The sequence below is a fragment of the uncultured Microbacterium sp. genome (genome assembly GCF_913776565.1).
In the GTDB taxonomy this organism is placed as follows: Bacteria; Actinomycetota; Actinomycetes; order Actinomycetales; family Microbacteriaceae; genus Microbacterium.
The window spans coordinates 1-26,684 of sequence record NZ_CAJYPF010000259.1 but is presented as its reverse complement, the minus strand read 5'-3'; the positions used below and the strand labels follow the sequence as shown (position 1 = coordinate 26,684).

Here is a 26,684-nt window from a genome sequence, read left to right as displayed (position 1 = left end):
TGGAGGGGCTGACGGGAATCGAACCCGCGCTGTCTGCTTGGGAAGCAGAAGTTCTGCCATTGAACTACAGCCCCGGAGCCTTGCGGCAACCCGGCCAGCATAACAGGGTGCCCTCGGCATCCGGGATCGAGACCGCACACCCTCGACGAGGCCGTACGCGGATGCGCCCCCGCGCACGCGGGCTCGGCGAAGGCGTGCGGTCTCAGCGAACCCGCCCGCGTTGGGGGAACGCACGAGGGCTCGCCCGCTCCGGGGTGGCGCGAGGCGGGGAGGCGTGGCCACCGGCGCCGCCTCTAGGCTGATCCCGTGCTGCTCTCCGATCGCGACATCCGGGCCCACCTCGACGACGGCCGCCTCGGTCTCGACCCGTTCGATCCGGCGATGGTGCAGCCCTCGAGCGTCGACGTGCGACTCGATCGGTACTTCCGGCTGTTCGACAACCACAAGTACCCCTTCATCGACCCGGCCGAGGATCAGCCCGAGCTGACGCGGCTCATCGAGGTCGAGCCCGACGAGCCGTTCATCCTGCACCCGGGCGAGTTCGCGCTCGGATCGACCTTCGAGCGGGTGACGCTGCCCGACGACGTCGCCGCGCGCCTCGAGGGCAAGTCGTCGCTCGGCCGACTGGGGCTGCTCACGCATTCGACGGCCGGGTTCATCGACCCGGGCTTCTCGGGTCACGTCACCCTCGAGCTCTCGAACGTCGCGACGCTCCCCATCAAGCTGTGGCCGGGCATGAAGATCGGGCAGGTCTGCTACTTCCGCCTGTCGTCGCCGGCGGAGAACCCCTACGGCTCCGGCCCGTACGGCAACCGTTACCAGGGTCAGCGCGGCCCCACGGCCTCGCGGTCGTCGCTGAACTTCCACCGCACCGACGTCGGCAGCACGGACGCGGGTGCGCTCGGGGGCTGATCCGCGAGACGCGCTCGACGTGGTCGGTCCGCGCCGCGCGGGAGTCGATGCGGAAACGCCGCCGACGGGATGCGATGTCCCGATCCGGCGGCGTCTCCGTCTCGGCTCACGCCGGTGCGGCGGACGACCGGCCGCGAGAGAATCCGGCGTCGAATCCGCGCTCGAAGGCGCGTTGGGCCGCGCGTCCCGGGCTCTCGTGGCGGTGCTGCCGGCCGGCCCGCCGACCGTGAGGGTCGCTGTCACGGTTGCACGGGTTCGCGGCATCGTCGACGGCGGTGGCGTCGGGGCCGGCCGATCCGGGAGGAGTCGGGCGACCGTCGCGGCCGGGGCGCTCGCCGACGCGGAAGCCGTGGTGCAGGTTGGGGCCGAATGCGGGGCGATCGTCGCCGCGCGGACCGGAGCCATCCCGCGGGCCGAAGCCGCCGCGCGGGCCGAACCCGCCCCTCGGGCCGGGTCCGTAGCCCCGTCCTCTGGGACCCGGACGGTCGTCGACGTCGAGCTTCTCGGCCAACAGGTCGAGGGTGCGGGTCAGTGATTCGAGGTCCTCGGCGGGGATGCCGTCGAGAAGAGCCGAGCGCTCGGCGTCCGCGCGATCCAGGATCGCGCGCCCCTCGTCGGTGAGTCGCCAGCCGTCGCCGTCGCGAACGGCGAGGCCGCGCGCGACCAGAGCGTCGAGTCTTTTGCCGCCGCGCGCGAGGCGGTCGGCGTGTTCAGGAGCACCGCCGCGTCCGTCGATCGCGCGGAGCAGGCGGACCGCCTTGGGGTGCAGGTCGCTGCCGCGCAGCTGTTCGAACAGGCGGTGGTGAAGGGCGTGCCCGACGGTCGTGAGCCGGTGGGCGATGGCGCCGGGATCGTGTTCAGGGGTGGTCATGAGGTGTGTCCTTTCGTGGCGGACAGTCCGCCGATGCTTGTCATCTGACAACGAATGTACAGTGACATGTATTCCGGGTCATTGTCAAGAGACATGTAAAATTCCGGGCATGTCCACCGACCCCGCCGACGAGATCGCCGCGGCCCTCGCGCGGCTGCGCGGGCGACGACCCCGCCCTCCCTTCGCGCCCGAGGTCCCGCATCATCCCCATCGCGGTCACGGCGGGCACGCGGGCCCGCCCTGGGCCGACCCCTCGCACGGACGCTTCGGCGGTCCCGCGCGGGTGCGCATGCTCGACGCGCTGGTCGCGGCATCCGGAGTGCTGTCCGTCAGCGGGATCGCCGAGGCCGTCGGCGTCGACCAGCCGCGAGCCTCGCGTCTGGTGCAGCAGGCCGTGCAGCTGGGTCTGGTCGCGCGGGAGCCCGACCCCGACGACGCCCGCCGCACGCGCGTGCGACTCACCCCCGAGGGCGAGGGTTTGGTCGCGGGAGTTCGGGGAAGGCGACGGGATGCCGTCCGCTCCGCCCTCGACGCCTTCACCGAGGACGAGAGCCGCGAGTTCGCGCGCCTGCTCGCCAAGTTCGCGGACGCCTGGCCGCGCGACTGACGTCGGGTCTCACGACGGCGCCGGGACGCACGGGGTGCCGGCCGCGCCTCGGGCGCCCGACCGTGCGACGGACGTCGCGTCAGCGGATGACGGCGGCCTCGGTCTTCACCGGCAGCAGCAGCGCGAGCCCGGCCAGCAGGATCACGACGATGCCCAGGATGCCCAGGCGCGTGTCACCGGTCAGCCCGACGAAGAGGGCGAAGAGGCCGGGAGCGAGGAACGACACCGCACGACCCGTCGTCGCGTAGAGGCCGAAGATCTCGCCCTCGCGCCCCTCGGGGGCGACGCGGGCCAGGAACGACCGACTGGCCGATTGGACGGGCCCGACGAATGCGCTCAGGCCGAGACTGACGAACCAGAACACCGTCTGCGACGACCCGATGAACAGGATCGATCCGCCCAGCAGCACCAGCGCCGCGAGCGACCAGGCGATGACGCGCTTGGGGCCGAAGCGGTCGTCGAGGCGTCCCGAGATCATCGTGCTGACACCCGCGACCACGTTCGCCGCCACGGCGAAGTAGAGCACCTCGGTCGAGGTGAAGCCGAACACCTGGGCGGCGATGATCGCCCCGAAAGTGAAGACGCCCGCGAGCCCGTCCCGGAAGATGGCGCTGGCCGCCAGGAAGAGCAGCACCGGACGGCTGTCGCGCCACAGCGATCGCAGCGTGCGCCACAGCACCGCGTAGGAGCGGAAGAAGCCGACCCGCACGCGGCGGTCCTGCGCCGGGATCTCGGGTACGCGGACGAGAACCGGGATCGCGAACACGCCGAACCACACCGCGGACGCGAGCACGGCGATTCGGATGTTCAGGCCGCTGTCCTTGGTCACGGCGAGCAGCCCCCCGGCATCCGGGGATCCGAAGCTCTGAATGAACAGGACGAGCAGCAGCAGGAGCAGCACGATGCCGCCGACGTAGCCCATTCCCCAGCCGAAGCCCGAGACGCGGCCGATGTTCTCGCGCGTCGAGACCTGCGTCAGCATCGCGTAGTAGTTGACGCTGGCGAACTCGAAGAAGACGTTCCCGACCGCGAGCAGCGTGGCCCCCAGCACCAGATACGGCGGCGTGCCCTCGACGAAGACCATCGCCGCCATCGCCAGGACGACCAGGCCGGTGTTGATCCCGAGCCACAGTTTGCGTCGTCCGGTCCCGTCGGAGCGCTGGCCGAGCACCGGTGCGACGAGCGCGACGACGATCCCGGCGATCATCAGCGCGATCCCGACGAGGCTCGCGTTGTCGGCGAGGGCCCGCACGAGCGCGGGGTTCTTGTCGTCGTCACCGGCCGCGGCGACGATCGAGGGGTCGACGAAGAGCCGGCTGCCGAGGTAGGTGCTGAAGACGAAGGTCGTGACGACGGCGTTGAACGCGGCCGAACCCCAGTCCCACAGGGCCCACGCGAGCACGGGCCGACGGTCGGCGGCGGGGGCGATGGCGGTGCCGGAGGAAGGCATGTCGGTCACGATAGAGCCCTTCGGTGAACGCCAGGTTGGCCGACGAAAACGGGTGCGCCGACGTCGGCGCGCGGGTTCAGGGTAGACCCCGGCTCTCGCTCACAGGCGGAGCAGACTACCGTGGAGTCATGGCATCCGAAACCCCCGTCCCCTCCGCCGAGGCGGACACCACCCCCGAAAAGCTCACTTTCGCCGATCTGGGACTGGATGCCGCTGTGCTCAAGGCCCTCAAGGACGTCGGCTACGAGACCCCTTCGGCCATCCAGGCCGCCACGATCCCCGTCCTTCTGCAGGGGCGCGACGTCGTGGGTCTGGCGCAGACCGGAACGGGGAAGACCGCAGCGTTCGCACTGCCGGTCCTCTCGCAGATGGAGACCGGCCACAAGAACCCCCAGGCCCTCGTTCTGGCCCCCACGCGCGAGCTCGCGCTGCAGGTCTGCGAGGCGTTCGAGAAGTACGCCGCCCACATCAAGGGCGTCTCGGTTCTGCCCGTCTACGGCGGACAGGGCTACGGCCAGCAGCTGTCGGCCCTGCGCCGCGGCGTCGACGTCATCGTCGGAACCCCCGGCCGCATCATGGACCACCTCGACAAGGGCACGCTCGACCTGAGCGAGCTGAAGTTCCTCGTGCTCGACGAGGCCGACGAGATGCTGAAGATGGGCTTCGCCGAGGACGTCGAGACGATCCTCGCCGACACCCCCTCGACCAAGCAGGTCGCGCTGTTCTCGGCGACCATGCCGGCGCAGATCCGCCGCATCTCGGCGCAGTACCTCAACGACCCCGAAGAGATCACGGTCAAGACCAAGACCACGACCTCGGCGAACATCACGCAGCGCTACCTCGTGGTGTCGTACCAGCAGAAGATCGACGCGCTCACGCGCATCCTCGAGGTCGAGAACTTCGAGGGCATGATCGTCTTCACCCGCACGAAGAACGAGACCGAGACGGTCGCCGAGAAGCTGCGCGCCCGCGGCTACACCGCCGCCGCGATCAACGGCGACATCGCCCAGGTGCAGCGCGAGCGCACGGTCAACCAGCTCAAGTCCGGCAAGCTGGACATCCTCGTCGCGACCGACGTCGCGGCGCGCGGTCTCGACGTCGAGCGCATCAGCCACGTGGTCAACTACGACCTGCCGATCGACACCGAGTCCTACGTGCACCGCATCGGCCGCACCGGTCGCGCCGGCCGCACGGGCGACGCGATCAGCTTCGTCACCCCGCGCGAGCGCCGCATGCTCACCGCCATCGAGAAGGCCACGCGGCAGCCGCTGACCGAGATGTCGCTGCCCAGCGTCGACGACGTCAACGCCACGCGCCTCACCCGCTTCGACGACGCGATCACCGCGGCGCTCGAGGACACCGCCGCGATCGCGACCTTCCGCGACGTGGTGGCGCATTACGTCGAGCACCACGACGTGCCCGAGGCCGACGTGGCCGCGGCCCTCGCGGTGGTCGCGCAGGGCGACACCCCGCTCCTGCTCGAAGAGGAGACGATCCAACAGCAGCGGTTCGACCGCGACCGCGATCGTCCCGCCCGCGACGGCGGCGACCGGGGCGACCGTCGCGGCGGTGGCGGACGCTTCGCGACCTACCGCATCGCCGTCGGTCGCCGTCAGCGCGTCGAACCCCGCCAGATCGTCGGCGCCCTGGCCAACGAGGGCGGCCTGCGCCGCAACGACTTCGGTGCCATCCAGATCCGCCAGGACTTCTCGCTGGTCGAGCTTCCGGCCGATCTCTCGCGCGACACCATCGACCGCCTCGCCGACACGCGCATCTCGGGACAGCTCATCGACCTGCGCCTCGACCAGGGCGGCCGCTCGGCCAAGCGCAGCGACCGGCCGCAGCGCCGCGATCGCGATCGCGACTGAGTCCCGGCATCCCTCCGACGCCCCCGCCGACCCTCGGGTCGCGGGGGTGTCGTCGTCTCGGCATCCGGAAGTTGAGCCGATTCATATCAAGTCGCCTTGACCTCCGTGCGGGCGTTCGATAACCTTGAGTCATCGCGGCTCAACCCGCGCAGAGACTTTCACCAGAACCCCGAGTGCGGCAACGGCCGCGCTCACAAGCAAGGAGACACATATGCCCCGTGCAGTGGGAATCGACCTCGGTACGACCAACTCCGTCGTGAGCGTGCTCGAGGGTGGCGAGCCCAAGGTCATCGCCAACGCCGAGGGTTTCCGCACGACCCCCTCGGTCGTCGCCTACACCAAGGACGGCGAGGTGCTCGTCGGCGAGACCGCCAAGCGCCAGGCCGTCACCAACGTCGACCGCACCATCTCGAGCGTCAAGCGCCACATGGGCACCACCTGGAGCTTCGACGTCGACGGCAAGAAGTGGACGCCGCAGGAGATCTCGGCCCGCATCCTGCAGAAGCTCAAGCGCGACGCCGAGGAGTACCTGGGCGACAGCGTGACCGACGCGGTCATCACGGTCCCCGCCTACTTCAACGACGCCGAGCGTCAGGCCACCAAGGAGGCCGGTGAGATCGCGGGCCTCAACGTGCTGCGCATCATCAACGAGCCCACCGCCGCCGCTCTCGCGTACGGCCTCGACAAGGGCAAGGAAGACGAGCTCATCCTGGTCTTCGACCTCGGTGGCGGTACCTTCGACGTCTCGCTGCTCGAGGTGGGCAAGGACGACGACTTCTCGACCATCCAGGTGCGCGCCACCTCCGGTGACAACCGCCTCGGTGGAGACGACTGGGACCAGCGCGTCGTCGACTACCTCATCAAGCAGTTCAAGGACACGACCGGTGTCGACGTCTCGGGCGACAAGATCGCCCTGCAGCGTCTGAAGGAAGCGGCCGAGCAGGCCAAGAAGGAGCTGTCGAGCTCGACCTCGACCTCGATCAACCTGCCCTACCTGTCGCTCACCGACTCGGGCCCCGTCTCGCTCAGCGAGACCCTCACCCGCGCCAAGTTCGAGGACCTCACCAAGGACCTCCTCGACCGCACCCGCAAGCCCTTCTCGGACGTCATCCGCGAGGCCGGCGTCAAGGTCGACGACATCGCGCACGTGGTGCTCGTCGGCGGCTCGACCCGCATGCCCGCGGTCGCCGAGCTGGTCAAGAAGGAGACCGGTAAGGATGCCAACAAGGGTGTGAACCCCGACGAGGTCGTGGCCGTGGGTGCAGCCCTGCAGGCCGGTGTCCTCAAGGGCGAGCGCAAGGACGTCCTGCTCATCGACGTCACCCCCCTGAGCCTCGGTATCGAGACCAAGGGCGGCATCATGACCAAGCTCATCGAGCGCAACACGGCCATCCCGACCAAGCGCAGCGAGACCTTCACCACCGCCGACGACAACCAGCCGTCGGTCGCGATCCAGGTCTTCCAGGGCGAGCGCGAGTTCACGCGCGACAACAAGCCGCTCGGCACCTTCGAGCTCACCGGCATCGCCCCGGCTCCCCGTGGCATCCCGCAGGTCGAGGTCACCTTCGACATCGACGCGAACGGCATCGTCCACGTGTCGGCGAAGGACAAGGGCACCGGCAAGGAGCAGTCGATGACCATCACGGGTGGCTCGTCGCTGCCCAAGGAGGACATCGAACGCATGGTGCGCGAGGCCGAGGAGAACGCCGCGGAGGACAAGAAGCGCCGCGAGTCCGCCGAGACCCGCAACCAGGCCGAGACCCTCTCGTACTCGATCGAGAAGCTCATCAAGGAGAACGAGGACAAGCTCCCCGCCGAGGTCAAGACCGAGGTGCAGGGCGACGTCGACGCGCTCAAGACGGCTCTCGCCGGTGACGACGACGACGCGGTCAAGACCGCGTTCGACAAGCTGAACGCCAGCCAGGGCAAGCTCGGTGAGGCGATCTACGCCTCGTCGCAGGCCGCGGGCGAGCAGGCCGATCCCAACGTGGGTCAGCCGGGCAACGGCGAGACGCCGAACCCCGAGGAAGACGTCATCGACGCCGAGGTCGTCGACGACGAGAACCCCGACGAGAACAAGAAGTAAGCAGAGAACATGGCACACAAGGACGACGAACAGCCCACGGGCTCGGGCGCCGGTCCTGACGAGACGGGGCCGGAGGAGAACACCTCCGGCCCCGCGCCGTCGGGAGAGCAGGCCCCGGATGCCGATGGCCTGACCATCGACGACATCCTCGGCGCGGAGCAGACGCCCGAGGCCGCAGCCGAAGACGCCGGTTCCGACCGTGAGGCCTCGCTGCTGATCGACCTCAAGCGTCTGCAGGCCGAGTACGCCAACTACCGTCGGCGCACCGAGGAGCAGCGCGAGCGCGAGATCGAGCGGGCGAAGGGCGAGGCCGTCAAGGGTCTGCTGCCCGTCATGGACGATCTCGACCGCGCGGCCAAGCACGGAGACCTCGTGGAGGGCAGCCCCCTCGCCGCGATCGGCGACAAGGTGCGCGCCGTGGCCGAGCGTCTGGGCGTGGTGTCGTACGGCGCCGTCGGCGACGTCTTCGACCCGCAGCAGCACGAGGCGATCTTCCAGGCCCCGACGCCCGGCGCGACCGAGACGACGATCCTCGAGGTCGTCGAGGTCGGCTACCGACTGGGCTCGGTCGAGCTGCGACCGGCCAAGGTCGTCGTCGCGGTCCCGGCCTAAGAGGAGGACCCATGGCGAGTCAGGACTGGTTCGACAAGGACTTCTACAAGGTCCTCGGTGTCGACAAGAGCGTCAGCGCTGCCGATCTGAAGAAGACGTATCGCAAGCTCGCGCGCCAGTACCACCCCGACTCGAACCCGGGTGACGCGAAGGCCGAGGCGAAGTTCAAGGAGATCAGCGAGGCCTATTCGGTGCTCAACGATCCCGAGCAGCGCGAGGAGTACGACCAGATCCGGGCCATGGGCTCGGGGGCGCGCTTCTCGGCTCCCGGGGCCGGGGCCGGGGGCGGCTTCGACGACGTCTTCAGCCGCTTCGGTCAGGGCCGGCAGGCCCCGTCGGGCGGGTTCGACGACTTCTTCTCGATGTTCGACCAACAGGGCGGCGGCTTCGGGTCGGGACGCTTCGGTCAGACGACCGGCGGGTTCCGCGGCTTCGGTGGTCCGCAGAAGGGCGCCGATGTCACGGCCCGCACGACGATCGACTTCGTCACCGCGGCCAAGGGCGAGACCATCACCCTCCAGGGCGAGGACAACGTGCCCTTCAAGGTGAAGATCCCCGCCGGCGTCTCGGACGGGCAGAAGATCCGCCTGCGGGGTCGGGGACGCCCGTCTCCCGACGGCGGCGAGAGCGGCGACATCGTCGTGACGGTCGCGGTGCGTCCTCACCCGGTGTTCACCCGCGACGGACTCAACCTGCGCGTCACGGTCCCGGTGACCTTTACCGAGGCGGCCCTCGGCGCGACGATCGAGGTCCCCACCCTCGGCGGCGACGCGGTGCGGCTGCGCGTCGCCCCGGGCACGCCGTCGGGCCGCGTGCTGCGCGTCAAGGGACGCGGCATCGAGACGACCAAGGGCCACGGTGATCTGCTCGCCGAGGTGCAGGTCGCGGTGCCCGCCCACCTCGACGACGCCGCTCGCGAAGCCCTCGAGCGCTTCCAGGCGCTCGAGCCGAAAGAGAACCCCCGCGCCGACCTGATGTCGAAGGCGCGGTAAACATATGCGCGTCGCCGGGGTTCCCGGCATCCGATACGAAAGGATGCCGGGAACCCGGTGACGCGACCGGCACGACGAAAGAGGTGAAGACGTGTCCGAGAGAGAGATCGACGAAGACGCCCCGATCTTCGCCATCGCCGCCGCCGCGGAACTGTCGAACATGCACCCGCAGACCCTGCGGCAGTACGACCGGTTGGGACTCGTGGTCCCCGCCCGGACGCAGGGCGGGTCACGCCGGTACTCCAGCCGTCACGTGCAGCAGTTGCGCGAGGTGGCGCGTCTGTCGGGCGAGGGCATGAGCCTCCCGGCGATCGCCCGGCTGCTCGCCCTCGAGGAGCGCGTGCACGAGCTCGCACGCCGGGTCAACGACCTCGAGCGTCAGCTCTCGGCCGAGCGGGAGTCGCGGCCCGGTGCTCGCGTGTTCGCGGCCGGGGCGACCGGCTCGGTCGTGACGCTGCGCCACGGTGCGCGCGTGCGACGCGCGACCGACATCGTGCTCTGGCGTCCGCTGGGCCCGCACGACTGATCGCGCCGGCGCGCTATCCGTGCCGCTTCAGGCCGGATCGATGCGCAGTACCGTCGGCGCCTCGCCCACCTGCAGGTCGTCGACGACGCGCAGCGTGCGGGCGATGTCGTCCACCGCGCCGATCACGGTGCCGAAGCGCTCTCGGTCGGCGCACACGGCGGTGACGGTGACGAAGTGCGAGCCGGTGTCCCACGTGTAGGTCGCGAACGGGGGTGTCTTCGGGTCGGTCGGGAGCGGCATCGCGAGCTTCTCGCCGACGCCGAGGTGCGGGTCGCGGAACGACTCCGTGTCGTCGTATTCCATCGGCATCATCGCGCGGGCGGCGCGCAGCTGCGACGTCGCCTGTTGCAGCTGCGCCATGACGACCAGCAGTTCGGGGTCGCTCTTCCACACCCACACCAGCACCCGCCCGCCGGCGCGACGCATGAGCAGCGGGGCCGCCTGGCTGAGGATCCATGCGAAGGCCCCGCCGCCGGGGCGCGGAGCGGCGCCGGTCGCCCGATGCGCCTGGCTCAGCAGCATCCCGATGGCGGCCTTGCGATGGCGGCGGCCGCGGAATCCGAGGGAGCCCGTGACGGGCACCCAGAGGTCGGCGGGGGCGTCGGCCTGCAGTCGGGACATGCGTCACAGCCTACGATCCGGTCCGGGGACGAGGGATGCCGGCCCCCGGCGTTCGCGACGAGAGAACGCTCCCGTGCGTCAGGGGGTCGCCGGTGTCAGAGGTTAGTGCCAGGCTGAAACCTGCGGTCATCCCGGCCGCGGTCGAACTCCTCGGAGGGCCTCGTGCTCGGCAGACTCCTCATCCGCTACCTCTCGCGCTACCGCTGGTTGCTGGTCGCCATCCTCCTGTTCCAGACCGCGTCCGCGGTCGCGACCTTGTACCTCCCGCGCCTCAACGCCGACATCATCAACCTCGGCGTCGCCCGCGGCGACACTGGCTATATCTGGTCGCGCGGCGGCCTCATGCTCGTCATCTCGCTCGGTCAGATCGTGGCATCCGTCATCGCGACGTACTTCGCCGCGCGTGCGGCGATGTCGGCGGGCCGTGACATCCGTCGCGACGTGTTCGAGCGGGTGAGCGGGTTCTCGGAGCGCGAGCTGTCGCAGTTCGGCGCGGGGTCGCTCATCACCCGCAACACCAACGACGTCCAGCAGGTGCAGATGCTCGCGATGATGGGCGCCACCATGCTCGTCAGCGCGCCCCTGCTCGCCATCGGCGGCGTCATCATGGCGCTCCAGCAGGACGTCGGGTTGAGCTGGCTGATCGCGGTCGCCGTTCCAACGCTGGTGATCATCGCCGGGCTGATCATCGCCCGCATGGTTCCGTTGTTCCGCAGCTACCAGACCAAGCTCGACGCCGTGAACCGCGTGATGCGCGAGCAGTTGACCGGGGTGCGCGTGGTGCGCGCTTTCGTTCGCGAGCGCATCGAAGAAGAGCGGTTCCGCGAGGCGAACACCGACATCCTCGTGGTCGGCCGCAAGGTCGGCTCCCTCTTCGTGCTGCTCTTCCCGCTGGCGATGCTCGTGCTGAACGTGACGGTGGTGGGCGTCATCTGGTTCGGGGGGATTCAGGTGGATGCCGGAGGCGTCGAGATCGGGACGCTCTTCGCCTTCATCCAGTACGTCGCGCAGATCCTCGGCGGCGTGCTCATGGCGAGCTTCATGACGGTCATGATCCCGCGCGCCGCGGTGTCGGCCGAGCGCATCGGAGAAGTGCTCGATAGCCACTCCACCCTCACCCGTCCGCAGAACCCGGTGGCGCAGCTCCCGGCCCCCGGCACGGTCGAGTTCGACGACGTGGCGTTCGCGTACCCCGGTGCCGAGTCGCCCGTGGTCTCGGGAATCAGCTTCACGGCCCGCCCCGGCGAGACCGTGGCGATCGTCGGTTCCACCGGTGCCGGAAAGACGACGCTCGTCTCGCTCATCCCGCGGCTCTTCGACGTCACGGCGGGCGCGGTGCGCGTCGGCGGGGTCGACGTCCGCGAGGCCGATCTCGACGTGCTGTGGAAGGGGCTCGGCCTCGTCCCCCAGCGGCCGTTCCTGTTCAGCGGCACCGTGGCGTCCAACCTGCGATTCGGTCGCGAAGAGGCCACCGACGACGAGCTGTGGCACGCCCTCGAGATCGCTCAGGGACGCGATTTCGTGGAGGCGATGGACGGTCGGCTCGAGGGGCGGATCGCGCAGGGCGGTACCAACGTCTCAGGTGGCCAGCGTCAGCGCCTCGCGATCGCGCGCGCGATCGTGCATCGCCCGGCGGTGCTCGTGTTCGACGACTCGTTCTCGGCCCTCGACCTCAGCACCGATGCGCGCCTGCGTCAGGCCCTGTGGAAGGAGTTGCCGGACGTCACCAAGATCGTCGTCGCCCAACGCGTGTCGACGATCACCGGCGCCGATCGCATCGTCGTGCTCGAGGACGGCCGCATGGCCGGCGTCGGCACGCACGACGAGCTGCTGGCGACCAGCAGCACCTACCGCGAGATCGTCGAATCGCAGCTGGGAGTCGAGGCATGAGCACCACCGACACGCTCACCGAAGAGGATCGCGCCGAACTCGAGCTCGCCGAGCAGGCCCGGGTCACCTCGGGCAGTTGGGACAGCGTGGCCCCGGGCAAGGCGGCGAACTTCGGAGCCAGCTTCCGCCGGCTGATCGGTCTGCTGCGGCCCTACGCCTGGGCCTTCGGCCTGGTCTCGCTCGCGGGCGCCCTCGGCGTCGTCCTCGCGGTGCTCGCGCCCAAGGTGCTGGGCGAGGCGACCAACATCATCTTCGAGGGAGTCGTCTCGAAGGGCCTCGCCGAGCAGTTCCCCGCGGGCACCTCTCAAACGCAGGTCGTCGAGGCCCTCCGCGCGGCGGGCCAGAACGACATCGCCAACATCGTCGGGGCGATGAACACCTTCGCCGTCGGCGCGGGCGTCGACTTCGACGCGCTCCGGGGAGTGGTGGTGACCGTGCTGGCCATCTACGTCGCCTCATCGCTGCTGTCGTGGATCCAGGGCTACGTCATCAACGTCATCATGGTCCGCACGATGTGGCGCCTGCGCGAGGACGTCGAGGCCAAGATCAACCGTCTGCCGCTGTCGTACTTCGATCGGGTGCAGCGCGGCGAGCTCATCTCGCGCGTCACCAACGACATCGACAACATCACGCAGACGATGCAGCAGTCGCTCTCGAGCGCCCTGACCTCGGTGCTGACCGTGGTGGGCGTGCTCATCATGATGTTCACCATCTCGTGGCAGCTCGCCCTCGTCGCTCTCGTCTCGTTGCCGCTCATGGCCGTGATCTTCGGGGTCATCGGGCCGCAGTCGCAGAAGGCCTTCGGCGAGCAGTGGAAGAAGGTCGGCCGCCTCAACGCGCGTGTCGAGGAGTCGTTCTCGGGCCACGCCCTGGTCAAGGTGTACGGGCGCGAGAAGGACGCGCGCGAGAAGTTCGAGGTCGAGAACGAAGAGCTGTTCCAGGCCAGCTTCAAGGCTCAGTTCCTCAGCGGCATGATCATGCCGGGAATGATGTTCGTCGGGAACCTCACCTACGTCGGCATCGCGGTGCTCGGCGGGCTCATGGTGGCGGGCGGGCAGATCCGCCTCGGCGACGTCCAGGCGTTCATCCAGTACTCGCAGCAGTTCACCCAGCCGCTGTCGCAGCTGGGCGGCATGGCGGCCGTCGTGCAGTCGGGCACCGCCTCGGCGGAGCGGGTGTTCGCGCTCCTCGACGCCGACGAGCAGGAGGCCGACGCGGCCGATGCGCCCGCCCACGTCGACGGTCGGGGCGTCATCGAGTTCGAGAACGTGCGCTTCGCGTACACCCCGGAGCGGCCGCTCATCACGGACCTGTCGTTCCGCGTCGAGCCCGGGCAGACCGTCGCGATCGTCGGCCCGACGGGAGCCGGCAAGACCACGCTGGTCAACCTGATCATGCGGTTCTACGAGCTCGACGGCGGCCGGATCCTGCTCGACGGGCAGGACATCGCCGACCTGCGCCGCGACGACGTGCGCTCGCGCACCGGCATGGTGCTGCAGGACCCGTGGCTGTTCGCGGGGACGATCCGCGAGAACATCCGCTACGGCCGCGAGAGCGCCACTGACGACGAGATCGTCGCCGCCGCGGTCGCGACCCGCGTCGACCAGTTCGTGCACTCGCTGCCCGAGGGCTACGACACCGTGCTCGACGAAGACGCCGCGAACGTCTCGGCGGGTGAGAAGCAGCTCATCACCATCGCCCGGGCCTTCGTGGCGCAGCCGTCGGTGCTGATCCTCGACGAGGCCACCTCGTCGGTCGACACCCGCACCGAACTCCTGCTGCAGCAGGCGATGGCGGCGCTGCGCGAGGGGCGGACGTCGTTCGTCATCGCGCACCGGCTCTCGACCATCCGCGACGCCGACCTGATCCTGGTGATGGAGCACGGCGACATCGTCGAGAAGGGTTCCCACGACGAGCTGATCGCCGCCGAGGGGGCGTACTACCGCCTCTATCGTTCGCAGTTCGAGCAGGCGGCCTCCGACCTCGACCCGACCCAGGCCGATTCTCGACCCGACGGTGGCGGGCGGCAGGCGCCGGCGTCCGATGACGCCGAGGTGGTCTCGGCGTTCGCGGCGGCGGCATCCGAGATCCCCGCGGCGGCAGGCGCCGATGGCCCGCCGCGTCCCTCGCAGGGGGCGCCGGTGGGCGACGGACGGTCCTGACGGGGCCGATGGTTCGCCACGGTTTCACCCTGTGAGCGGACCCCGGGACGCGGAAATCCGCTCAGGTACAGTGGACGGGCGCACCACCCGCACCGCGCGAACCGCCCGCCGCACAGATAGGCCTCACCACACGTGACCACTCCTGCGACGCCCGCCGACCCGTCCGCGCCCGCTTCGGCGGACGCCGCCCCGGCTTCTCGCGAGACCCCCGCCGCCGCCGACCGCCCGCTCCGGATCCTCATCGGCGCCGACACCTTCCTCCCCCACGTCAACGGGGCCGCCCGCTTCGCCGAGCGCCTCGCCGCCGGCCTCGTGGCGCGCGGCCACGACGTGCACGTCGCCGCCCCGAGCGTCGGGCACGGCAACGCGGGCACCGCGATCGAGACGATCGAGGGGCAGCCGATGATGCTGCACCGACTTCCGGCGTTCCGCTTCCTGCCGCACGACTGGATCACCTACGTCCTGCCGTGGCGGTCTAAGCACTACGCCCGCATCGTGCTCGACGAGGTCAAACCCGACGTCGTGCACATCCAGTCGCACATCGTCATCGGTCGGGGTCTGGCGCGCGAGGCGCGCAAGCGCGGCATCCCGGTCGTCGCCACCAATCACGTGATGGCCGAGAACATCCTCGACTTCACGACGCTGCCCGACTGGCTCGACCGCATCTTCGTCAAGCTCGCGTGGGCCGACGCCGAGCGCACGTTCAAGATGACGCGCGCCGTCACGACCCCGACGCGCAAGGCCGCCGACTTCCTCGAGTCGACGATCGACATCGACGGCGTCATCCCCATCTCGTGCGGGATCGACCGGTCGAACTACCGCCCCGACCTCACCCCGCGCGACGCCAATCGCATCCTCTTCGTGGGGCGCCTGACGACCGAGAAGCACATCGATGTCGTCCTGCGGGCCCTGTCGCAGCTCGACCCCGCCCTCGACGTCACCTTCGACATCGTCGGCGGCGGCGACCAGCGAGCGAAGCTCGAGGCCCTCGCGCAGCAGCTCGGGGTCGCGGGTCGGGTGACCTTCCACGGACACGCCTCCGACGACGACCTCCGCGACCTGTACTCGCGCGCGAGCGTCTTCGCGATCGCCTCGATCGCCGAGCTGCAGTCCATCGCCACGATGGAGGCGATGGCATCCGGTCTTCCGATCGTCGCCGCGAACGCCGTGGCGCTGCCCCACCTCGTGCACGAGGGCGAGAACGGCTACCTGTTCACCCCGGGCGACGCCGACGAGCTCGCCGCACGGCTGACCGACGTCCTGACCGCGGGCCCCGAAGAGCGACGGCGCATGCAGCAGGCGTCGCTCGACGCCGTCGCGGTGCACGACATCACCCGTACCCTCGACACGTTCGAAGCGCTGTACCGCGGTCGCCCGCTGCCGGAGTAATCGCGTGCACGTGCTGATGTTCGCCGACCAGCACCTCGAGTCGCTCGGCGGCGCACAGGTGTCGATGCGTCTGCAGAAGCGGTTCCTCGAGCGCGCCGGACACGTCGTCACCGTCGTCGCCCCCCGCCTGCATCGCCCCGCCCCGCACGATCCGGCCTATCTCGATCTGCCCTCGCTCGCCCTCACCCCCGATCGCGAGTACGCCCTCACCTGGCCGGGCGCCCGAACGGACCGGTTCCTCGACGCCGAGATGGGCGCCCGTCTGCCCGTCGACGTCGTGCACGTGCAGGCCGACTTCTGGGGCGCGTTCATCGGGCACCGCTACGCCGCACGTCACGGCCTGCCGGTCGTGCACACCATGCACAATCGCGTCGACGTGGGTATCGAGGCGACGGCGCCGTTCCCCGCTCTCGTGCTGCGCGTGCTCAACGCGTGGGCCCGCCGCGCGCTCCCGCGCGGCGGCGCGACCGGGGGTTCCGTGCGCGGCGCGAGCGGCGGTGCCGAAACTCGCAGAAGCGCGCGAAACTCGGATGATTCGGGCTCACTCCTCCGAGATCGGCGCGAAGGTCCGCCTTCCGTGGCGTCGTCCGACCGCGCAACGGTGTCCGACCGCGCGGCGGACGGCTGGGCGTTCCTGCGTCAGCTGGCACGCCTCTCGCGCGCGGTGACCGCGCCGTCGAGCCATTTCGCGCGCCGCCTCGAGACGCACGGCGTGGCCGAGAAGGTCGACGTGATCTGGAACGGGATCGACGACGACGTGCTCGACGCGGCCCTCGGCACCGACGCGCCGACACGCCGACCGGGGCGACCGCGCTTCATCTGGATCGGGCGCATGAGCCCCGAGAAACGCCTGCTGCCCTTCCTCGAGGCGGTCGTCGCGTCGGGCGTCGACGCCGAGGTCGAGATCGTCGGCGGAGGGGCCCAGTTGCGCGCCGCGCGCCGACTCGTCGAGCGGTCGTCACCGACGGCGACGGTGACCTTCGCGGGTCGTCTGCCCTACGCCGAGACCCTCCGCCGCCTGGCCGACGCCGACGCGGTCGTGCAGACCTCGATCGGTTTCGAGACGCAGGGCATGACGGTCTTCGAGGCGGCCTCGCTGGGAACCCCGGCGGTGGTCAGCGATCCCGACATCGCCGCCGAGCTGAGCTCGGGCACCTGGACGGTGACGGATGCCACGATCCCCGCCCTCGCCGAAGCGCTGCGCCGCGCGGCATCCGACATCTCCGCCGGCACCCCGGTCGCGCCCGATCAGACGATCGCCGAGCGGTTCCGCCAATCCTCCCGCACGGCGGCGATGACCGCGGTCTACGAGCGGGCGGTCGCCGCCGGCCGCTGACGGGTCGCCGTCCTCGTGACATGTCGGCCCTCCCCGCGCTTCGCCGCGCGTGCCGCCGGAATCGCGTCGGGCGTCGCTTCGCGGGCGGCGGGACGGGCGCTGGGCGTCACCGCGGGTGCCGGTTCCGCGCGCTCGCGCTGTGGCGTGCGCGTCGGATCGGTCGGGATGCGGCCGTACCCGTCGGTGCGGATGAGCCAGGCGGTGCCGACGATGCCGGCGAGGGACAGCACGCCGAGGGCGATGAAGTAAGCCATGGCAGAAAAACTACGTGTGTGCGATTCATGCCCGCGAGTGGCATGATGGACACCGTTCGTTCTCTTCCTGCCACACCGGAGGTGCGCATGCGCTCGGTCGCCGTCGTCGTCCAGCCGGGGTTCGCCCCGTTCGAGTTCGGTCTCGCGTGCGAGGCCTTCGGCCTGGATCGCAGCGACGACGGCATCCCGAATTTCGACTTCCGCATCGTGGCACCCGAGCCCGGAGCGGTGCCGTCCAACATCGGCTTCTCGATCAACGTCGAGGACGGTCTCGAGGCGGCCGCCGACGTCGACATCCTCGTGCTCGCGCCGATCCCCCGCGCGCAGTGGGGGAGCGTCGACGAGCGCGTGCTCGAAGTGGTCCGCGCCGCGCACGCGCGCGGTGCGTGGTTGCTGAGCGTGTGCAGCGGGTCGTTCGTCATCGCGGCTTCCGGGGTGCTCGACGGCAAGCGGGCGACGACGCACTGGCGATACGCCGATACGCTCGCGCGGATGTACCCGCGCATCGAGGTCGACCCCGACGTGCTGTACGTGCAGTCCGGCAACATCATCACGAGCGCCGGAACCGCCGCGGGACTCGACGCCTGCCTGCACCTGCTGCGCCAGGAACTCGGCTCCGAGCTGACCAATCGCATCGCGCGCCGCATGGTCGTCGCGCCCCAGCGCGACGGGGGGCAGGCGCAGTTCATCGCGTCCCCGCTGCCGGTCGACACCTCGCTGTCGCTGGCGCCGGTGACGGAATGGATGCTGCAGAACCTGGATGCCGAACTCTCGGTCGACCGGCTGGCGGCGCGCGCGCACATGTCGCCGCGCACCTTCGCTCGGCGGTTCAAGGCCGACCTGGGTGCGACGCCCGCGGCCTGGCTCGCGCGGCAGCGCCTGTTGCACGCCCAGCGCCTGCTCGAGGAGACCGACCTCGGCCTTGACCGGATCGCCGCGGAGTGCGGTTTCGGGTCGGCGGCGGTGCTGCGCCAGAACTTCGCCCGGACGATGGGGCTGACGCCGACCGCGTATCGCTCGCGCTTCTCGTGCGTGGGGGAAGCGGCATCCGCTCCCGCTCCCGAGGCGGTCCCGGTCTGACGGGCGCGGGGCGTCGCCGGGTGCGGTGCCGTCCCCGAACCCGCGCGGTAGCGGCGCATGCGGAACGGCCCCGCCCGAAAGGGGGCGGGGCCGTTCGCGGGGGCGTCAGGACGCGGGGGTGAAGAACGGATTCGACGGCGCGGTGCGCGCGGCGAGCACGTCCTCGGTCGCGGGCAGCGAACGGGCGCCGTTACGGATCGCCTCGCGGGCGGCCTGGCGGTTGTTGCGGTAGATCTGCTCCGCGTCGGTGGCGGCCGGGTTGACCCACACCGCGGCGATGACCGCGTGCGTGTCGGCCCAGTCGGCGGGGATCTCGCCGTCTGCGACGGCATCGGCGATCCCGGATGCCACCCCGGCCTGCGCCGGACCCCAGATCAGCAGCCCGTGGGCATCGCTCTCGGGCGCCGACTTGGTGACGAAGAGGGTCAGCGGCTTGACGGGCAGGGACGGACGCAGCACCGCGACGAACGGCACGTGCCCCGCGCTCGGCGTCGCGAGGGCGGTCGCCCAGGCCGTGCCGGCGGGACCGTCGCGATGCCCGAGCACCGTGTTGATGTGCGCGGCGTGCGCGCCCTCCCCGACGAAGCTCTCGCCGATCTGCACGTCGACGGCCATCAGATGAGACCCTGCTCCGTGAGCCAGTCGGTGGCGACGTCCTCGGGGTCTTCGCCGTCGACGTCGACGAGGGCGTTCAGCTTCTGCATCTCCTCGGTGGTCAGCAGCGGCGAGATCTCGGCGATCACGTCGGCGATCGCCGGGTACTTCTCGAGCGTCGACTGCTTGAGGGTGAAGGCGCCCTGGTAGACGGGGAAGAACTCCTTGTCGTCCTCGAGCACGACGAGGTCGAGCGCGGGGATGCGCCCGTCGGTCTGGAAGACCTCGCCGAAGTTGCAGTCGTCGCCCTTCTGCGTCGCGGTGTAGATCACACCGGTGTCGAGCAGGGCGACATTGGAGTCGGGGACGTTCAAGCCGTACGCGGTCTTCAAGCCCGGCCAGCCGTCGTCACGGGTGGAGAACTCGCTCTCGATGCAGAAGGTCTGCTCGTTCGCGGGGAGCTTGGCGACGTCGGAGAGGGTCTTCACGCCCAACTCCTCGGCCTTGTCGGCGCGGATCGCGAAGGCGTAGGTGTTGTTGAGGGGAGCCGGGTCGAGCCACGCGATGCCCTTCGCCGCATCGGCCTCCTTCGTGGCGGTGAACTGCGCCTCGGCGCCGGGCACGGGCGCGGTGTTGCCGTTGTACGTGATCCACGAGGTACCGGTGTACTCCCAGTACCCGAGGAACTCGTCGTTCTCGAGAGCCTGACGCACGTTGGCCGAGCCGACGAGCTTGGTGTTGGCCTCGACGTCCGCCCCGCGGGCGTTGAGGAGCTGCGTGGTGATGTGGGCCAGGATGTACTGCTCGGAGAAGTCCTTCGAGCCGATCTGCCCGGTGAGCCCGGCGAGCTCGTCGCTGCCGCCGGCGGCGGAGCCGGAGCCGGAGGAGCCGCCCGAACAGGCGGTGAGGGCCAGGACGCCGAGGGCCGCGACGGCGGTCAGCGAGAGAAGCGGACGACGCTTCATTGTGTCTCCTAAGGGTGGTGAGTGCGGTGGGTGATGCGGGGACGGTGGGAGCTCAGATGCCCTTGGGGGTGAGCAGGTCTTCGGCGACGCCGGCGATCCAGTCGATGAGCAGAGCGATGCAGGCCACGAGCACGGCGCCGGTGACGAGCACGGGGTAGCGCTGCAGCTTGAGGCCGTTGACGATCATGTCGCCGAGGCCGCCGGCGTTGATGAAGGTGGCGATGGTGGCGACGCCGACGCAGAACACCAGCGCGGTGCGCAGGCCCGCGAGGATCACGGGCACGGCGAGGGGCAGTTCGATGCGGGCGAGCACCTGCACGGGCGTCATGCCCATGCCGCGCGCCGACTCGCGGATCGCCCCGTCGACCTGCTCGATGCCGATCATGGTGTTGCGCAGCACCGGCAGGAAGGCGTAGATCACGAGGGCCACGAGGGCGGTGGTGTACCCGGTCTGCCAGATGATCGCGAGCAGGATCACCACACCGACCGCCGGTGTCGCCTGGCCGATGTTCGCCAGCGCGAGCACGATCGCCTTGACCGTGCGGGACGGGGTCTTCGCGAGCAGGATGCCGACCGGGATGGCGAGCACCGCGACCAGCGCCGACGCCGCCACCGTGAGGCTGAGGTGCTCGCCGATGCGCAGGAACAGGTAGTCGGCGTTGAGCGTGCGCTGCTCGATCGAGTCGAGCGGCAGCGACGACACCCACAGGTACAGCGCGAGGAGCAGCACGACGACCACCGCGGGGGTGACGAAGCGCTTCCACAGTCGACGTCCGCCGCGCTGACGGCGCGTGGCCGCCACGCGCGCGGCGCCGATGCTCTGCGTCTCGGTGGTGACGGTGGTCATCGCGCGCCGCCCGGACGGGAGATGTCGGCGACCTCGACGCCCAGGGCCGCCGAGATGCGCTCCATCGTGAGGGAACCGAGGGCTCGCCCGTCGCGGTCGACGACGGCGACCGTCGGCGAGCCGCTCAGCACGAGCAGGTCGAGGGCGTCGCGCAGGTTGTCGGCGACCGAGACGGCGACGGCTCCGGCATCCGTCACCGGACCGAGGGGGGCCTCGCCGACGGGGATCAACGCGAGGCGCTTGAGGGCCGCACCCTGACCGATGAACGAGCGCACGTAGTCGTTGGCCGGAGCGGCCAGGATCGCCGCGGGGGTGTCGAACTGCTCGATGCGGCTGCGCTCGGACAGCACCGCGATGCGGTCTCCCAGGCGGATGGCCTCGTCGAAGTCGTGGGTGACGAAGATGATCGTCTTGCCGATCGACTCCTGCAGGCGTAGGAACTCGGCCTGCAGACGCTCGCGGGTGATGGGGTCGGTCGCACCGAACGGCTCGTCCATCAGCATGACGGGCGGATCGGCGGCGAGGGCGCGTGCGACGCCGACGCGCTGCTGCTGGCCCCCCGAGAGCTGCCGCGGGTAGCGCTGGGCGAAGTCGCCGCTGAGCTGAACGGTTTCGAGAAGCTCCTCGACGCGGTCGGCGGTGCGCTTCTTCGACCAGCCGAGGAGCTTCGGGACCACGGCGATGTTCTCGCCGATCGTCATGTGCGGGAACAGGCCGATCTGCTGGATGACGTAGCCGATGTGCCGGCGCAGCTCGTTGGGATCGAGCGAGAGCACGTCGCGACCGTCGATCGAGATGGTGCCCGAGGTGGGCTCGATGATGCGGTTGATCATCTTCATGGTCGTGGTCTTGCCGCAGCCCGAGGGCCCGACGAACATGATGAGCTCGCCCGGCTCGACGGTCATCGAGAAGGCGTCGACCGCGGGGGTGGGCTGACCGGGGTAGACCTTGGTCACTCCGTCGAGGCGGATACCGACCCCCGAGGAGTCGCTCGCGGCGGCCGATCGGGAAGTGGTGGTGGTGTCAGACACGGAGCCCCCTTGAGGTGGTGACGCGGGTGATGAAGACGAAGGCGGCATCCAGGAGCAGCGCCAGGACGATGACGCCGAGCGTTCCGGTGAGCGCGAAGTTGAGGGCGTTGCGCGAACCGAGCGACGACAGTCCCATGAAGATGAACTGGCCGAGGCCCGGCCCGGCGACGTAGGCCGCGATGGCGGCGATGCCGACGGTCAGCTGCGCGGCGACGCGGACGCCGGTGAGGATGATGGGCCAGGCGATCGGCAGCTGCACCGACAGCAGGATCCGCGCGGGCGACATGCCCATGCCCTTGGCGGATTCCATGATGGCGGGCGGGACCTCGCGCAGCCCCACGACGGTGTTCCGCACGATCGGCAGCAGCGAGTAGAACACGAGCGAGAACACCGTGGGCGTCCACCCGAGTCCGAGCACCGGGGTCAGCAGGGCCAGCAGGGCCAGCGACGGGATGGTCAGGGCGACGCCCGCGGCGGCGATCGTGACCGAGCGCGAGACCGGGCGGTTCCACACGGCGATGCCGATCGCGATGCCGATGACGGCGGCGATGGCGATGCTCAGCACGACGACGGCGACGTGCTGGAGCACGAGTTCGGCGATGTCGTCGCTGCGGCGGCCCCAGAAGGTGAAGAGTCCGCCGAGGTCGAAGTCGGACATGCGTCGCACTCCTCTCCTCATCGAGATGGGCCGCGGTTCACGGCTGCGGCTGACTGTACGGCTGGGGGGTTCTTATCCTCAACTGATGTTGCGCATATGGCAATTAATGCGATCCGGAGGTGATCGCGTCGAAGCCCACGGCCCGTGAGAGGTCTTTGGCGCTGGATGCCACGAACCGGGCGAGGGCGTCGAGGCGGTCGCCGATGCGGGTCTTGGGGGCGCTGACGTTGAGGGCGGCGACGATGCGGCCCGTGAAATCACGCACCGGGGCGCTCGCGCCGACGACGCCGAGTTCGAGCTCCTCGTCGAGCAGGGCGTAGCCGTTCGCCCGGATGCGGGCGAGCTCGGCGCGGAGGCTCTCGAGGTCGGAGACCACCTGCCGGTCGGCGGGCGGGCTCGGCAGCACCGAGAATCCCGCGGCGTGCGGGGGCACCGGGCCCACGATCGCCTGATCCTGGCCGTGCTCGGCGTACCAGCGGGTGAGGGAGTCGTCGTCCCAGTCGCTGAGCAGCACGCGGCCCGAGGGGGTCCGCCAGGCGGCGGTGGTGATCCCCTCCCACCCGGTCGTGCGGAACTCGTGCGGGCTCAGCTCGCTGGCGATGGTGAGCACGTTGCCGCCGCGCAGCACGCACAGGTGCGTCGTCTCACGCGCGCGCTGCGCGACCCGGCGCAGGATCGGCTGGGACTCGCGGGTGAGGGTGCTCTCGACGGTGAGGGCGGCGAGGGCGTACAGGCGCGCCCCCAGTCGGTACGCGAGGGTGTTGTCGTCGCGATCGACGAGACCCGCGTCGCCTAGGGTCGCGAGCGTGCGCGAGACGACAGCCTTGTCGCGTCCCGTGATCTGCGCGACCCTCGACACACCGAGCCCGCCGGCGGCGACCGCTTCGGCGGAGCCGAGGATCTCGAGGATCTCGACGTCGCGGGCCAGGCCCGAGGAGTTGCGACGCGGGGTCGCCGTGGCATCTGTCATGGACCGGAACCCTAGCTCGTTGCCATATTCACATCAAGGGATGCTCACACGGCATCCTGCCTCTATCGTGGCCCTGCGGTCGCCACTGGCGGGCTCGAAGACGAGAGCCGCAGGAGCGCACCGCCCCCGATCCACGATCTCAAGGACTGGTCCCGTGACGAAGCGCACACTCACCGTCGGATTCATCGGCCTGGGCAGCATGGGCAGCGGAATGACCCGCAACCTGCAGGCCTCCGGCTTCCCCCTGGTCGTCACCGACGTCCGCCCCGAGGCCGCGGCCGACGCCGTCTCGCGCGGCGCCGTCTGGGTCGACACCGCCGCCGAGGTGGCATCCCGCTCCGACCTGGTCATCACGATGCTGCCCACCCCCCGCCACGTCGACCAGGTGCTGCGCGGCCCCGACGGCCTGCTCGACGCCCTCCCCGCGGGTGGCACGTGGGTCGACATGTCGACCTCGGTGCCCGAGGTGGCCGAGCGCGCCCGCGCCGACCGTCCCGACCTGCGCGTGCTCGACGCGCCCGTCAGCGGCATGTCGGTCGGTGCGGCCAACGGCACCCTTCAGATCTTCATCGGCGGCGAGGCCGACGACGTCGAGCGCCTGCGCGAGGTGTTCGAGGCCATGGGCGAGCCCGAGCGCATCCTGCACGTCGGCGGCCACGGCGCCGGCTACGCGGTCAAGCTCATGATCAACCAGCTGTGGTTCTCGCACCTCATCGCCACCGCCGAGGTGCTCTCGGTCGGCGTCAAGGCCGGGGTCGACCTCGAGGTACTGCGCCGCGCCCTGGTCGCCAGCCCCGCCAACAGCAACTTCGTCGAGCACGACGTGCTGTCGATCCTCGACCACGGCGACTACGACGAGGGCTTCGCCCTGGCCCTCGCCTGCAAGGACCTCGGGCTGTCGAGCGACCTGGCCCGTTCGGTCGGGATGCCGTACGAGCTCTCGGGCCTCGTCGACCAGCAGTTCCGCCGCGCCAAGGCCATGTACGGTGAGCGCGCGGGCGAGATGGCGCCCTTCCGCCTGTACGAGGACCTGCTCGGCGAGCCGCTGCGCCGCGCCCAGGCGACCGCGGGGGTCGCACGATGACCGACGAGCGCGCCTTCGTCGCCGGGCTGCCCACCGACCTCTTCATCGACGGCGCCTGGCACCCGGCATCCACCGGGGACCGCTTCGACGTGATCGACCCGTCCACGGGCGACGTGCTCGCCACCGTCGCCGACGCGAGCGTCGAAGACGGCGATGCCGCCCTGGCCGCCGCCCACCGCGCGCAGGAGTCGTGGGGGCGCACCGCGCCGCGCGAGCGCGCCGAGATCCTGCGCCGGGCGTTCGACCTCGTCACCGCCCGCGCCGAGGACTTCGCTCTCGCCATGACCCTCGAGATGGGCAAGCCCCTTGCCGAGGCGCGGGGCGAGGTCGCCTACGGCGCGGAGTTCCTGCGCTGGTTCAGCGAGGAGGCCCCGCGCATCTCGGGTCGGTACTCCGTCGCCCCCGACGGTCGCAACCGCCTGCTCGTGGTGCAACGCCCCGTGGGTCCGTGCCTCTTCATCACGCCGTGGAATTTCCCCCTCGCGATGGCCACGCGCAAGATCGCCCCGGCGATCGCGGCGGGCTGCACGATGGTGCTCAAGCCCGCCGCCCTCACCCCCCTCACGGCGCTGCTGCTCACCGAGGTGCTGCGCGAGGCGGGGCTGCCGGACGGCGTGCTGAACGTCATCCCCACCACCCATGCCGGAGCCGTCACCGGCCCGCTCGTGCAGGACCCGCGGCTGCGCAAGCTCTCGTTCACCGGCTCGACCGGTGTCGGGCAGCGCCTGATCGCCGACTCGGCCGCCCAGGTGCTGCGCGTGTCGATGGAGCTCGGCGGGAACGCGCCCTTCCTCGTCTTCGAGGATGCGGACCTGGATGCCGCCGTCGACGGCGCCGTGCTGGCGAAGATGCGCAACGGCGGCGAGGCGTGCGTCGCCGCGAACCGCTTCCTCGTGCACGAGTCCGTGGCCGCGGAGTTCACCGAGCGCTTCGCGGCCCGCATCGGCGCGTTCGTCCCCGCGCGCGGCACCGACCCCTCCTCGACGGTGGGGCCGCTCGTCGACGCCGCCACGCGCGACAAGGTCGCCTCGCTCGTCGAGGGCGCGGTCGCCCAGGGCGCCCGCGTCGCGGTCGGCGGAAGCGCGATCCCCGGGCCCGGCTACTTCTACCAGCCGACCGTCCTGGTCGACGTGCCCGCCGACGCCGACATCCTGCGCGAGGAGATCTTCGGCCCCGTCGCCCCGATCCTCACCTTCCGCGACGAGGACGAGGCGGTCCGCCTCGCCAACGACACCGAGTTCGGCCTGGTCTGCTTCGCCTACACGCGCGACCTCGATCGGGGCCTGCGTCTGGCGGAGCGCCTCGAGACGGGGATGCTGGGTCTGAACGCCGGCGTCGTGTCGAACCCCGCCGCGCCCTTCGGCGGCGTCAAGCAGTCGGGCCTGGGCCGCGAGGGCGGAGCCGAGGGCATCCACGAATACCTCGAGACCGTCTACGTCGGCATCGCCGACCCCTTCGCCGCCCGGAGCGCCTGACCGCATGGACATCACCGACTTCTCCACCGACTTCTTCTCGCTCGCCGGTCGCACCGCGATCGTCACGGGCGGCAACGGCGGACTCGGACGCGCGTTCTCGGTCGCGCTCGCCGCGGCCGGAGCGAACGTGTTCGTCCCCTCGCTCGCCGACGACGACGGCGAGACGGCCCGACTGATCGAGGCGCACGGACGCGAGTACGCCTTCGCGCAGTCCGACATCACGGCCGCGGGCGAGCCCGAGCGGGTCGTGACGGCCTGCGTCGACCGCTTCGGCGGTGTCGACGTGCTCGTCAACTCGGCCGGTATCAACCTGCTCAGCGAGGACGTCGTCGCCTTCGACCGTGCGAAGTGGGATCCGATGATCGCGGTCAACCTCACCGCGGCCTTCGACTTCGCCCGCGCCG

At 70.4% G+C, this 26,684-nt stretch carries 25 protein-coding genes and 1 tRNA gene; 15 read left to right on the top strand and 11 right to left on the bottom strand.

Annotated features, from left to right (window positions below; all coding sequences use genetic code 11):
* Positions 1–74 (bottom strand) — tRNA-Gly (locus QZ433_RS14365).
* A 232-nt stretch (positions 75–306) separates the two neighbouring features.
* On the opposite strand from QZ433_RS14365, the gene dcd reads away from it, so the two are divergent.
* The gene (gene dcd / locus QZ433_RS14360) at positions 307–912 is read left to right on the top strand and encodes a dCTP deaminase (RefSeq protein WP_295784747.1); all 606 of its coding nucleotides are present in this window, start codon (positions 307–309) and stop codon (positions 910–912) included.
* A gap of 106 nt (positions 913–1,018) precedes the next feature.
* Here the strand turns inward: dcd and QZ433_RS14355 are convergent, their stop codons facing one another.
* Positions 1,019–1,783, bottom strand: coding sequence for a hypothetical protein (locus tag QZ433_RS14355; protein ID WP_295784744.1), 765 nt, complete (start codon positions 1,781–1,783; stop codon positions 1,019–1,021).
* Between the two features lie 109 nt (positions 1,784–1,892).
* On the opposite strand from QZ433_RS14355, the gene QZ433_RS14350 reads away from it, so the two are divergent.
* On the top strand, positions 1,893–2,390 hold the full coding sequence (locus QZ433_RS14350; RefSeq protein WP_295784742.1) for a MarR family winged helix-turn-helix transcriptional regulator: 498 nt from the start codon (positions 1,893–1,895) through the stop codon (positions 2,388–2,390).
* Positions 2,391–2,469: 79 nt separating this feature from the next.
* On the opposite strand, the gene QZ433_RS14345 is transcribed toward QZ433_RS14350, so the two are convergent.
* A complete protein-coding gene (locus QZ433_RS14345) occupies positions 2,470–3,840 on the bottom strand; it encodes an MFS transporter (protein WP_295784741.1) in 1,371 nt (456 codons plus the stop codon).
* Between the two features lie 128 nt (positions 3,841–3,968).
* Between QZ433_RS14345 and QZ433_RS14340 the strand changes: the two genes are divergently transcribed.
* The 5 genes from QZ433_RS14340 to QZ433_RS14320 all read left to right on the top strand — a co-directional run bounded on the left by QZ433_RS14340 (position 3,969) and on the right by QZ433_RS14320 (position 9,924).
* Entirely contained in the window at positions 3,969–5,708 is a 1,740-nt protein-coding gene (locus QZ433_RS14340) for a DEAD/DEAH box helicase (RefSeq protein WP_295784739.1), read from the top strand.
* A gap of 211 nt (positions 5,709–5,919) precedes the next feature.
* Positions 5,920–7,794 carry a molecular chaperone DnaK gene (dnaK, locus tag QZ433_RS14335; RefSeq protein ID WP_295784737.1) on the top strand — a complete coding sequence of 625 codons (1,875 nt, stop codon included), beginning with the start codon at positions 5,920–5,922 and terminating at the stop codon, positions 7,792–7,794.
* Positions 7,795–7,803: 9 nt separating this feature from the next.
* Positions 7,804–8,406, top strand: a complete 603-nt coding sequence (locus QZ433_RS14330) for a nucleotide exchange factor GrpE (RefSeq protein WP_295784735.1) — start codon at positions 7,804–7,806, stop codon at positions 8,404–8,406.
* Positions 8,407–8,417: 11 nt separating this feature from the next.
* Positions 8,418–9,398 (top strand): DnaJ C-terminal domain-containing protein, encoded by a 981-nt coding sequence (locus QZ433_RS14325; protein WP_295784732.1) that lies wholly within the window; start codon positions 8,418–8,420, stop codon positions 9,396–9,398.
* 91 nt (positions 9,399–9,489) lie between these two features.
* Complete coding sequence (locus tag QZ433_RS14320) at positions 9,490–9,924, top strand: MerR family transcriptional regulator (protein WP_295784731.1); 435 nt, start codon at positions 9,490–9,492, stop codon at positions 9,922–9,924.
* 27 nt (positions 9,925–9,951) lie between these two features.
* Here QZ433_RS14320 and QZ433_RS14315 read toward each other — a convergent pair whose 3' ends face one another.
* Positions 9,952–10,545 carry a hypothetical protein gene (locus tag QZ433_RS14315; RefSeq protein WP_295784728.1) on the bottom strand — a complete coding sequence of 198 codons (594 nt, stop codon included), beginning with the start codon at positions 10,543–10,545 and terminating at the stop codon, positions 9,952–9,954.
* Between the two features lie 162 nt (positions 10,546–10,707).
* Between QZ433_RS14315 and QZ433_RS14310 the strand changes: the two genes are divergently transcribed.
* From QZ433_RS14310 to QZ433_RS14295, 4 genes are all read left to right on the top strand, one after another.
* On the top strand, positions 10,708–12,435 hold the full coding sequence (locus QZ433_RS14310) for an ABC transporter ATP-binding protein (RefSeq protein ID WP_295784725.1): 1,728 nt from the start codon (positions 10,708–10,710) through the stop codon (positions 12,433–12,435).
* A complete protein-coding gene (locus QZ433_RS14305; RefSeq protein ID WP_295784724.1) occupies positions 12,432–14,597 on the top strand; it encodes an ABC transporter ATP-binding protein in 2,166 nt (721 codons plus the stop codon). Before QZ433_RS14310 ends, QZ433_RS14305 begins: the two co-directional genes overlap by 4 nt.
* Positions 14,598–14,729: 132 nt before the next feature.
* A complete protein-coding gene (locus QZ433_RS14300; RefSeq protein WP_295784722.1) occupies positions 14,730–15,986 on the top strand; it encodes a glycosyltransferase in 1,257 nt (418 codons plus the stop codon).
* Between the two features lie 4 nt (positions 15,987–15,990).
* Complete coding sequence (locus tag QZ433_RS14295; protein ID WP_295784720.1) at positions 15,991–17,322, top strand: glycosyltransferase; 1,332 nt, start codon at positions 15,991–15,993, stop codon at positions 17,320–17,322.
* Here the strand turns inward: QZ433_RS14295 and QZ433_RS14290 are convergent.
* Entirely contained in the window at positions 17,292–17,576 is a 285-nt protein-coding gene (locus QZ433_RS14290) for a hypothetical protein (protein ID WP_295784719.1), read from the bottom strand. The two genes, QZ433_RS14295 and QZ433_RS14290, sit on opposite strands and share 31 nt — an antisense overlap.
* 87 nt (positions 17,577–17,663) lie before the next feature.
* Between QZ433_RS14290 and QZ433_RS14285 the strand changes: the two genes are divergently transcribed.
* Positions 17,664–18,656, top strand: a complete 993-nt coding sequence (locus QZ433_RS14285) for a helix-turn-helix domain-containing protein (RefSeq protein WP_295784749.1) — start codon at positions 17,664–17,666, stop codon at positions 18,654–18,656.
* A gap of 105 nt (positions 18,657–18,761) precedes the next feature.
* Here QZ433_RS14285 and fae read toward each other — a convergent pair whose 3' ends face one another.
* The 6 genes from fae to QZ433_RS14255 all read right to left on the bottom strand — a co-directional run bounded on the left by fae (position 18,762) and on the right by QZ433_RS14255 (position 23,721).
* The gene (gene fae, locus QZ433_RS14280) at positions 18,762–19,271 is read right to left on the bottom strand and encodes a formaldehyde-activating enzyme (RefSeq protein ID WP_116536701.1); all 510 of its coding nucleotides are present in this window, start codon (positions 19,269–19,271) and stop codon (positions 18,762–18,764) included.
* Complete coding sequence (locus QZ433_RS14275) at positions 19,271–20,215, bottom strand: glycine betaine ABC transporter substrate-binding protein (protein ID WP_295784716.1); 945 nt, start codon at positions 20,213–20,215, stop codon at positions 19,271–19,273. Before QZ433_RS14275 ends, fae begins: the two co-directional genes overlap by 1 nt.
* A 52-nt stretch (positions 20,216–20,267) precedes the next feature.
* Positions 20,268–21,062: an ABC transporter permease gene (locus tag QZ433_RS14270; protein WP_295784714.1), complete on the bottom strand. Its 795-nt coding sequence runs from the start codon at positions 21,060–21,062 to the stop codon at positions 20,268–20,270.
* Positions 21,059–22,093 carry an ABC transporter ATP-binding protein gene (locus QZ433_RS14265; protein ID WP_295784712.1) on the bottom strand — a complete coding sequence of 345 codons (1,035 nt, stop codon included), beginning with the start codon at positions 22,091–22,093 and terminating at the stop codon, positions 21,059–21,061. Before QZ433_RS14265 ends, QZ433_RS14270 begins: the two co-directional genes overlap by 4 nt.
* Complete coding sequence (locus QZ433_RS14260; protein ID WP_136588013.1) at positions 22,086–22,751, bottom strand: ABC transporter permease; 666 nt, start codon at positions 22,749–22,751, stop codon at positions 22,086–22,088. Before QZ433_RS14260 ends, QZ433_RS14265 begins: the two co-directional genes overlap by 8 nt.
* 103 nt (positions 22,752–22,854) lie before the next feature.
* On the bottom strand, positions 22,855–23,721 hold the full coding sequence (locus QZ433_RS14255) for an IclR family transcriptional regulator (protein WP_295784711.1): 867 nt from the start codon (positions 23,719–23,721) through the stop codon (positions 22,855–22,857).
* Positions 23,722–23,875: 154 nt separating this feature from the next.
* On the opposite strand from QZ433_RS14255, the gene QZ433_RS14250 reads away from it, so the two are divergent.
* From QZ433_RS14250 to QZ433_RS14240, 3 genes are all read left to right on the top strand, one after another.
* Entirely contained in the window at positions 23,876–24,805 is a 930-nt protein-coding gene (locus tag QZ433_RS14250) for an NAD(P)-dependent oxidoreductase (RefSeq protein ID WP_295784709.1), read from the top strand.
* Positions 24,802–26,280, top strand: a complete 1,479-nt coding sequence (locus QZ433_RS14245; RefSeq protein WP_295784708.1) for an NAD-dependent succinate-semialdehyde dehydrogenase — start codon at positions 24,802–24,804, stop codon at positions 26,278–26,280. The genes QZ433_RS14250 and QZ433_RS14245 overlap by 4 nt, the downstream gene beginning before the upstream one ends.
* Positions 26,281–26,284: 4 nt before the next feature.
* The coding region (locus QZ433_RS14240) for an SDR family NAD(P)-dependent oxidoreductase (RefSeq protein WP_295784706.1) at positions 26,285–26,684 on the top strand (400 nt) is incomplete at its 3' end.